The 9,790-nt window shown below is 45.9% G+C and carries 6 protein-coding genes; 2 read left to right on the forward strand and 4 right to left on the reverse strand.

Features of this window, described 5'->3' with window-relative positions; translation table 11 throughout:
• Positions 1-118: 118 nt before the first annotated feature.
• The 4 genes from dxs to J6I44_RS20205 form a co-directional block, all read right to left on the reverse strand.
• Positions 119-2,041, reverse strand: a complete 1,923-nt coding sequence (dxs, locus tag J6I44_RS20190; RefSeq protein WP_265768086.1) for a 1-deoxy-D-xylulose-5-phosphate synthase — start codon at positions 2,039-2,041, stop codon at positions 119-121.
• A 12-nt stretch (positions 2,042-2,053) separates the two neighbouring features.
• Entirely contained in the window at positions 2,054-2,266 is a 213-nt protein-coding gene (gene xseB / locus J6I44_RS20195) for an exodeoxyribonuclease VII small subunit (RefSeq protein ID WP_265768087.1), read from the reverse strand.
• Positions 2,267-2,320: 54 nt separating this feature from the next.
• Positions 2,321-3,637 (reverse strand): AI-2E family transporter, encoded by a 1,317-nt coding sequence (locus J6I44_RS20200; RefSeq protein WP_265768088.1) that lies wholly within the window; start codon positions 3,635-3,637, stop codon positions 2,321-2,323.
• A 221-nt stretch (positions 3,638-3,858) separates the two neighbouring features.
• The gene (locus J6I44_RS20205) at positions 3,859-6,273 is read right to left on the reverse strand and encodes a DNA internalization-related competence protein ComEC/Rec2 (RefSeq protein ID WP_265768089.1); all 2,415 of its coding nucleotides are present in this window, start codon (positions 6,271-6,273) and stop codon (positions 3,859-3,861) included.
• 278 nt (positions 6,274-6,551) lie between these two features.
• Here J6I44_RS20205 and J6I44_RS20210 point away from each other — a divergent pair, with 278 nt between their 5' ends.
• Both J6I44_RS20210 and J6I44_RS20215 read left to right on the forward strand, forming a co-directional pair.
• Positions 6,552-7,184, forward strand: coding sequence for an outer membrane beta-barrel protein (locus tag J6I44_RS20210; protein ID WP_265768090.1), 633 nt, complete (start codon positions 6,552-6,554; stop codon positions 7,182-7,184).
• Positions 7,181-9,154, forward strand: a complete 1,974-nt coding sequence (locus J6I44_RS20215) for a TonB-dependent receptor (RefSeq protein ID WP_265768091.1) — start codon at positions 7,181-7,183, stop codon at positions 9,152-9,154. The genes J6I44_RS20210 and J6I44_RS20215 overlap by 4 nt, the downstream gene beginning before the upstream one ends.
• Positions 9,155-9,790 lie beyond the last annotated feature (636 nt).

Below are 9,790 nucleotides of genomic sequence, written 5' to 3' on the forward strand. Positions count from 1 at the left end.
GTACATTTCCCCCTTCGAAGGGGGACAGGGGTATGTCCAATTCGCCGATATAGCTTTAAAACAGTTTAATTAAACGTTCTACTGATTTTAAACCGTCCCATGCGTTATACATCAAAGTTTAGGCATTGAGCGACATCGTTTGCATTACTTCCTTCACTTTGGCTTTAATGCTTTCCGGATCGAGCCCTACTTCCCGGTGCAGGTCCTCTTGGGTTCCGTGTTCTACAATACGGTCGGGAACGCCCATAATGGTGGTAGGAATATGATGCGGTTTGTCGGCCAGGTATTCTGCGACGGCGCTTCCGAAGCCCCCCAACCGTGTTCCATCTTCAATGGTGATAATACGTTCGTAGGAATGGCAAACCTGGTCAATGAGATCGGTATCCAGCGGCTTGGCAAATCGCATGTTATAATGACCAATATTAATCCCTTCTTCGGCCAGATCATCGGCCGCCTCCATCACGTAGTTGCCAAAGGGACCAAAACTGAGAATAGCTATATCCTCACCAGCCCGCAGTTGCGTTCCCTTGCCGATTTCCATGGATTTAAATCCTTTGGGATACTCCATGCCGGTTGCACGTCCCCGAGGATAGCGGATGGCCCATGCGGCCTCATTATACTCCGAAGCCGTATACATCATGTCGCGCAGCTCTTCCTCATTAAGCGGAGAAGAGACAATCATATTCGGCACGTTGCGCAGGTATGAAATATCGTACAAGCCGTGGTGGGTTGGTCCATCGGCGCCCACTAATCCTGCTCGGTCGATACAGAATACCACCGGCAGCTTTTGAATGGCTACATCGTGGACGACCTGGTCGTAAGCCCGTTGCAGGAAGGTGGAATAAATCGCTGCAAAGGCTTTCTTGCCTTCTGCCGCCAGTCCCGCCGCAAACGTTATGGAATGTTGTTCCGCAATACCTACATCAAAAGCGCGATCGGGATATTTATTCATCAGCGGCCACAGACTGGAGCCACTGGGCATAGCCGGCGTAATGCCGACGATGTCTTCATTTTCATCGGCCAATTCTACAACTGCTTCTCCAAAAACGTGCTGGTACTTGGGTGGCTTGGGATCCGTATCAGGATCGAGCTGCTTGCCGGTAATTTTGTCAAACGGACTGCTTTGGGCATGCCACTTGGTCTGCTCGCGCTCGGCCGGGGCAAAACCTTTGCCCTTTACGGTAACGGCATGCAGTAACTTTGGACCGGGTATATCTTTCAGATCCTCCAGGTAGCGGCGCATGGTATCCACATTGTGCCCATCGACAGGACCGTAATATTTAAAGCCCAGTGCCTGAAACAGGCCGCCGGGGGTGATGGCCGCCGTCACGGCTTTTTCCAGTTTGGAAGCCACCTTGCGCATCTTGTCTCCCGCCGACTTAAAGTGGCCGAGCATATCATAAATTTCATCGCGCAGCTTATTGAAGGTCTTACTGGTCGTAATTTCAGTTAAATACTCTTTAAGGGCTCCCACATTGGGATCGATCGACATGCAGTTGTCATTCAGGATGACGAGTATATCGGAATTCATAGCCCCGGCATTGTTCATGGCTTCAAAAGCCAGTCCTGCTGTCATGGCTCCATCACCGATAACAGCCGCCACTTTTTTATCGCTTTGATCCAGATCGCGGGCTACCGCCATTCCCAGTCCTGCGGAGATAGAAGTACTGGAGTGCCCGACCCCAAAGGTGTCGTAAATACTTTCGCTTCTTTTGGGAAATCCGGAAAGCCCGCCATATTTACGGTTGGTATGAAAGTTATCGCGCCGCCCGGTCAAAATCTTGTGTCCGTAGGCTTGGTGACCGACGTCCCAAAGCAGCAAATCTTTGGGCGTTTCGTATACATAATGCAAGGCCACCGTCATTTCTACCACTCCCAGGCTGGCGCCAAAATGTCCCCCATGAATGGAGACCACATCAACAATGAAATCGCGAAGCTCATCACAAACTTCGACAAGCTGCTCTGGCTTCAGCTTTTTTAAATCATCGGGTGAGTTGATATCCGCAAGTAGCGGACCGGGGGTAATTTCTTCAAATTCCATAAACACTATTCCTTATTCATTATCATCAGCCTGCTGCTCTGCCACCTTCTTAATTCGAAGCTCTGCATCTTCCAGCTTCTCGGTGCACTGTTTAGAAAGTGCAATACCTTCCTCATACAGCTCAATAGATTCATCGAGACTTATTGATTCGTTTTCGAGCTCCTCAACAATCTTCTCTAACCTTGATAAAGCTTTTTCGAAGCTCAGATGTTCCTTATTGCTCATAAATTTTTATTTAACACCGCATTAACTGATCCAAAACCTTAAAAATAAAGTGTTTTAGGTGTTGGAATCCAATTCTTTTTCCATTTTACGCTGTTTCTTCCGTTTCTGCTTCTCAGACTCGCGATCAAACTGCTGGATGAAAGAATCCAACTCGCTACCACTCAAAAACGAAATCTTTTTCGTTTTCTTGTATTGCTGGTGGAAAATTGAAATCAGCGCTACAGAAGGTACTGCAATTAACAGTCCCAGAATGCCAAACATAAAGCCAAAAAGTAATAGCGAAACCATAACCAACAGTGGGTGCAACCCTACCTGCCTGCCTACAATACGAGGTACGATAAAACCTGACTCTAAGATTTGTTCAATGCCAAATACAATATAAATGCCCGGCAAAAACTGGTACCAGGGCTGCCCCAGCGAGGCGCCCACAAGGGTACAAATCGAGATACTAAACCAAAGCCCAAAGGTAGGAATAAAGTTGGTCAATCCCGCAAATATTCCCAGCACCAGCCCATAGGGCACACCCACAAGATAAAAGCCGACACTTAAGTTCACAGCGCTTATTAGTACGACAATAAATTGCCCCCGAAGGTAAGCGCCTACAATACGGGTTATCTCCGTACTATAATCACTGGATACATTTTCCGGGGTTATCAGTGAACGGACGAAAACCCCGATCTTCTCATAATCCCGAATCATGAAAAAACATAAAAAGGGCATCAATATTATAAAAAAAACAACCGTTGCCACACTGCCAAGCCCCGAGACATAGGTGGATGAAAGGGAAGTAATACCGCGATAAAATTCATCCAACAGCAGGTTAACTTGACTAACAATCTGAGATTTAACAGCGGCGGCCTCAAATCCCAAATACTCAAAAAGCCTCAATATACCGGATGACTCAACGATTCCTTCCGTATTGGTTGCCGTTTCATTCAGGAGGCCTCCCAGTTTGGATAACTGCTCAATTAAGGCCGGAACCGTAAGAAAAAGCATCATCCCCAACAATCCCAGGCTGGCCACTGTAAGTATTCCGGCAATGAGTCCCCGCGGAATGCGTTTGCGTTCAATACGTTCTACCCATGGATTAATGATAAAAGCAATAATATAGGCCAACACAAAGGGAATGAGCAGATGACCGGAATCATAGATCAGCCAAAGGCCGGCAGCAAAAAAGGTAGCATATAACAAGGCACGGGCCACGGGTTGCTGGCGGATAGGATAGAGCACAATGCCAATCAGCAGTCCGTAACCCAGCGGATTGATTAGATGTTGCAGCAGGTACATCAAGAAAAGAAGTCCTGCAACACCGGCTCCCAACAAAACTAGTTGTCCATGCTCATTGAGCCATGAATGCGAATTTGTAGCCATGTATTATGATAGAGAAATTAGAAATCGTTCAAGCAAATTCACCTGCTTTAATATATTGATTCAAGATAAAAGCCAAAGCCTTTATTTTACAGGGGCTTTGACATACTTCTTCGTCCGAACACTGGCTTTCTGGTCGGGTGATTTTATAGCCCAAGACCATTCCCCGGACGATCCCGAGGATTCGGGACCCGACGAGTTCGGGAAAGTCCCTTATACGAACTTTATTCTTCAATATGGATGGTCTTTCCATCCGAATAAACCCTGACCGCCCCGTTTAAGCTGGTAAAATGTATCTCCATAGAGTCCCTGCGCATTCGCCGGATGGCTTCCTTATGCGGATGGCCAAACCGATTTCTCCACCTCAGTGATGCGACCCCAATGGCTGGGGAGGCTGCTTCCAGCAGTGCATGTGAAGAGCTCGTTTTACTCCCGTGATGCCCTACCTTCAAAAAGTCGGTATTTAAGAGACGGGGAAAACTCCTTACCAGTTGTTGCTCCTGCTCTGTTTCCGCATCTCCCATAAAAAGAAATTCCGTGCTCCCATAGATCATTTCAAAAATTAATGACTGATTGTTGATATTAGAAGAAGTCGCTTCTGCATTGGGACCATACACCAAAAGGCTTATACCCGGCTCCAGGGTCAACGATTCTCCGGCCTGCAACCCTATTACAGGAACGTTCTTCTCTGCGGCAAGCTGTTGATACCTTTTAAAGAGATCAGAATCGTAGGCTACACCTGAATTATAGATGGTATCTATAGGCACCTGCTGCAATAATTCTACCATTCCCCCAATATGATCGGCATGGGGATGCGACAAGAAAATCCCGTCCAACTTGCGGATACCCTCTCCCTCCAGATAAGGAATCAGCACATATTCTGCGCTGCTATATCCCGGCTGCCAACGCCCCGTATCAACCAGATAGTGCTTGCCTCCGGGTGTGGCAATTAATGTTGCATCACCCTGACCGACATCAAAGACGGTTAATGCTAAAGGAGCAGTCTGAAATTTTTGTACCAGTTGCTGGGCCTGTTGCCAGCAAAAAATCCCCAACAGAATGATAACAAACTTCCACCGAAGTCTTGGAATGGGCAGTGTTGCGATAAGGAATATTATTGCAATCCATACAACAAACAGGATGCTGCTTTCTATGTGCACCTGAAGCCAGCTCCACTCCCAGCCAGCCATCATGCTGACCCACTTATTGAGGCCTGATAAGAAGTAGTCGACCGGTGTATTAATCAGCGATACGGTAACAGGCCAAACCATCGCTGGCAACAGCAACAGAAGGGCCAAAGGCACCACGATGCCTAATAGGGGAACGACCATCGCGTTCGCCAGTGGACCAACCAGTGAGAATTCCCCGAAGTAGTAACCTAATAACGGGAAAAGCCCTACCTGGACAATGAGTGAAATAATCATAGCCATTACGGGTGTGCCATACCATCGGTATTGAATCCAGTTGGGAATTAACTTGCTTACGATGGGCGCTACCAGTAAAATAATATATACCGCTCCAAAGGAGAGCTGAAAGCCTATGGAAAGCAGGTCACTTGGATTTATCAATAATATGATAAATGCAGCTACGGCCGTTAGGTTTTTAGAGTTTCGAACTTTATGAAAAAGACGTCCATACATGATGAAGCCGCCCGTCAAAGATGCTCGTGTTACCGAGGCAGAAAAGCCCGTTAAGCCCGCATAAAACAGAAGCAGGCCTACCATCAATAGCAGGCCCACCTGTTTACCATACCGAAAGGTCCAGAAGAAAGGAATGATGATCCAAAAAGGGGCTAATATAAATCCCACATGAAGGCCAGATACGGCCATAATGTGAGAAAGTCCTGATCGGGAAAAGGCCAGCTTCGTTTTTTGATCTAATTCATTTTTGTAGCCAATGAGTAACGCTTTTGCCAGCGGGGCTGTCTCATGACTAAAATTATGATCAATGGCCGCCAGCACTGCACGACGGATACTATTCCAGCTGAACACCTCCCCTGTTTTCTGAATATTATAGATCTGATCCAAACCGGATTGAATATAGATATCCTGAGAAGCCAGGTAGCTCTTGTAGTTAAATACGTGGGGATTAGTCGGGGCTTCTAATGGATAAATCGTTGCCGCAAAGTGTAAGCGGTCGCCCAGCCCAAGATCGGATAGAAAAGCCACCTCTTGACTGTCGACAACCGTTCTCAGGTTTAATGACACCGACCAAAGCAAACTATCTGAAATAACGGTGGTATCCACTGCAACGTTAATTTGGATATTCCCTCCGCTCGTTTCCTTAATTTGATAAACTTCTCCTTTAAAAATGAGCGACTCCCACCGATAACTGTTGATGACATCAGCTTGTGGCGGTACATCCTGGGTATTAAATAAGGAATGCCACAGGCCACCAAAAGAGATAACCGCGGCCAAATAAAACATAAGCGATGCACGATATACGCTTGTGGCCAGGAACTTTGTGTGGATATATTCACATAACAGGTACAAAACGATCGAAAACCCGAAGAACCAGCCCCATATTTTTTCAGCCCCGTCGATCTGCAGGTCTATAATTATCCCAGCCGCAAAAAGCAGCACCAATCGCAAAGCCGGGTAGGCCGCAAATGGGAATCGATATGATCTCTTGATACTCACATAAGTAAGTCCGTTTTAACAGCTAATCCTTACAAAATAATTTTTTTCCAGAAACAGAACCAGATAACAACATCCAATCTGACATATAGCTCCTCTCGTATATAAACTGGTCAACCTAGAAGGAGCCCTTTTCTTTGAAGCCACCCCAATGGGGGGACTTCTCAGCTTAACGAGAATGCGTATATTATTCGTTAACCCAAACAAATATCACTATATTTGTAGCTTCTATAATTTAAAAACCTTTTTCTATTGTTAAATTCTGGCTACGGTAACTTTTTATGTTGAGATATCTTTCTACACTTATAACCATACTGGCGGTCTCAGCCAGTCTCAGCTATGGTCAGCAAGACAGCTACAGGCAACTTTCTCTGGATGTAGGAGGAGCGACATCCATTCTTGAAAACACCTTCTCCCAGCATTGGAACCCCTCTCCGAGCTTGCATCTGGGCGGACGTATCAATTACCATCTTGGTAACTTAGAAGCCGGAGTGCGCTATACCGATTACTCGGCAAACGACCCTTCGTATGAGGGACGTAATCCGGCGGAAGAAGTTCGATTTACCTCCTACTTTGTCTATATCGGGTGGGAGTATCCCTTCACTCTTTCGGAAGGCTTAACTTTTGCACCCGGGCTCCGATTTGGAAACAATTTCCTCACCTTTAAAAATACCAAAACGTATCCCCCGGATGGTTCCTTTGGAGAATATGTCTTTGATCCCAAAGAAAGCGAATTTACTTATGAACTGCTTACGCGCCTCGAATATTCCCTGGGCGATAGCCCCTGGGCCCTCTATTCCACCTTTTCCTACAGCCGAACACTGACCTACCACCCTATGACCGTGGGACTTCTTTCCGTAGGCGTTAGTTATTCATTTTCTACCCCCGGTTGGATTAAGAACTTTCTACAATGATTCGATTTTTACTATCCCTTACGTTACTCCTGTGCTTTTGTCAGGCAAAAGTTACAGCCCAGGTTTGGACAAACAGCCAGGACAGCCTCGATACAACCGTACTCACCAATCCAAACGATCTGTTGCGCACCATACCCGAGTGGGATGCTGCCACCACCGACGGCTTTACCTATCTTGTCAACTCCGGCCGTTACGGCTATTATGGTCCTCAGCCCTCCGTTTACCTGGATGGCATCCCTATCGATTTTTCTTACTTCAACTGGCAGAACCTCAACATGTTGCCAGCCTCCATGGATCACATTAACCATGTTAGCTACAGCGCCGACAGCCGGATCCATAACCAAGCGGTAGCCCCCGCCGGCTTCCTGGACCTTCACACCCAGCCCCTTGATCCCGGCTTTAACGCTTATGGATCATTTACCCTTGGTAACCAAATTGAAGATCCCGGTCCCTGGAGCTACGATACCACACGGGTTACTCCCAACATAGACCGTCGCGGACCTCACTATTTTAGCCGTTTTGCCTACAGTGATACCAACTGGTATGCCCAAACCCAATTTTCACTGCGCCAACATCAGCCTACTAACCTCAACAACCATCACCGCATCGGCAGCTATTCCTATGTGGATGGGACCTGGCATCCCGTCAAAAATATTATTGCCAATGGGCTGGCCGAAGCAGGGTATTCATCATCCGGATGGGACTTTAAAACACGCATTCTATACGGAAATAATGAAGAATATGTCTTCTTTCAGCCCTTTGGAAGGGAAATCCCCTCATTGACAAAATATAAACAACTGGCGCTTCAGGGAGGCTATCAAATAGGTAACTGGAAATTCCAAAGCCGATATTTGGGCCATCAAAAAAAATTAGACTACCGGGTTAACAATAAAGATTATGATTTTGACTGGGATCAGTTGACCCACAGCTTTTCGCTATCAGGCAGTTACCAACGATCGAACACACAGCTTCAGGCGGGCACTATTATTGAACGTATCCGCACGCATGCCCTGGAAATGGACAATCGGCAAACCATTGCTACTTTTTACAGCGAAATGACATCCAACATTGCCCCCCAACATGCCCTAAATGCAAAGGCTTCCGTTGATATCGCCACTTTTGAAACAGCACCCGTTCTTTCTCTTGGTTCAACGCATCAGCTTACCAACGCCTGGAAACTATCTTCACAACTAATCTATGAAGAGCTCCTCTACCACCGCCAGCAGAATAGTACCTATTGGCTACAGCGTGGTTACGACTTATTTGATCAGCTGAGTATATCCTATGATATGCCGTTAAGTACAGAAAAGAATAAATCCACTAGTTTTGAAGTTTCAAACATCTTCACGCTCTCGCCCTCTGTATCCCTTAATTTATCGGGACGATATATTTATCACTCAGCCTTGAATATACCCTGGCAAGTAGTCTCGCATGATCAACAACAGTTTACGGGAGAATACACTAACCCCCAGGATTTTTATTTTACTTCTGAACAGGGAAATCGATTTATATTCCGCCTTTCGGCCTCTCAATATATCGGCTCGTTATTTAACCACAATATAAATGCAAGTTTCAAACACAGCCGAAGCCAGTCAAGACGGTATCGCAACTATTGGAAACAGGTGCCCAAGGCCACCTTTGATTATAATTTCAAGATAAAGCCGGCGGAGGACCTCTCTTTTTCAGCTACAGCGCATTACCAAAGTGCCACAACATGGCTTGAATATCAAAACCTGGATGGAGAAACGTACCGCTCGCTACAGCCTCAATATCCGATCAAATACGGTACCTTCCATATTGATACTCCTTCCTTCTTTAATATCGATATTACAGCCAAAAAATGGTTTTGGGATCGCCGCTTTGTCACTTCCTTTTCGGTCCGTAACCTCTTGAATACGGAAGTCCGCTACCATACCCTTGGCTTAGACAAAGCGCTTCAGTTTATCATTAAAACTTCTCTCTCTTTTTAGCCACAACCCTAAAGGCATATAAAATATTTCAACTTGTCACTCCATGTTAGTATCGACGTGTTTTTCGGTTGCTTTTAACAAGGTTCATGTATAATACTATGATCCTAAAAGCGGTCCCCTCATCCAAATTCTGGGATTCACCTCGGATGGAGTGTAAGAGACACTTGGTCCATTAACCCCAGTCGCTCGATGAGCGATCATATCCCGTTTTACATGCTTGTTCAACCGCACAACCCTTTACTATAAATTAGTTACTTAAACTATAGTAGCAAGCTGTCACTTACTCTCCTTTTATAGCCTTATTCAGCCTGTATTTACTTTCCGGATAACATAGTCTATCCAAAGGTATCTTTAATAACTTAGCTGGATATACAAGAGCTAATAATGATAGCAGCCGATTAAAGATTGTTAGCTTGAAAAAGATTTCCGATATATTCGATAGCCCGTACTAACTACTTCGGTACCTCTTAGGTTATTCATCACAATTAGATAAAGGAGGGACAGGCGTATTGGAATTGCTACAAAAAAATGGACAGTACGTTAAGCCAGATCATGCTGCCCGTTCTTGTTGTTGGGTTAAATACTCTTGCATTTCCGCCGGTGTGCGGTAGTCCAGCGTTGAATGCAAGCGCTGGC

This window comes from Fodinibius salsisoli (assembly GCF_026229185.1).
Taxonomy (GTDB): domain Bacteria; phylum Bacteroidota; class Rhodothermia; order Balneolales; family Balneolaceae; genus Fodinibius; species Fodinibius salsisoli.

What these genes read in the sequence shown, in the direction of transcription:
- dxs (WP_265768086.1), bottom strand. Translation starts at nt 2,041, where the DNA reads ATGGAATTTGAAGAAATTACCCCCGGTCCGCTACTTGCGGATATCAAC.
- xseB (WP_265768087.1), bottom strand. Translation starts at nt 2,266, where the DNA reads ATGAGCAATAAGGAACATCTGAGCTTCGAAAAAGCTTTATCAAGGTTA.
- J6I44_RS20200 (WP_265768088.1), bottom strand. Translation starts at nt 3,637, where the DNA reads ATGGCTACAAATTCGCATTCATGGCTCAATGAGCATGGACAACTAGTT.
- J6I44_RS20210 (WP_265768090.1), top strand. Translation starts at nt 6,552, where the DNA reads ATGTTGAGATATCTTTCTACACTTATAACCATACTGGCGGTCTCAGCC.
- J6I44_RS20215 (WP_265768091.1), top strand. Translation starts at nt 7,181, where the DNA reads ATGATTCGATTTTTACTATCCCTTACGTTACTCCTGTGCTTTTGTCAG.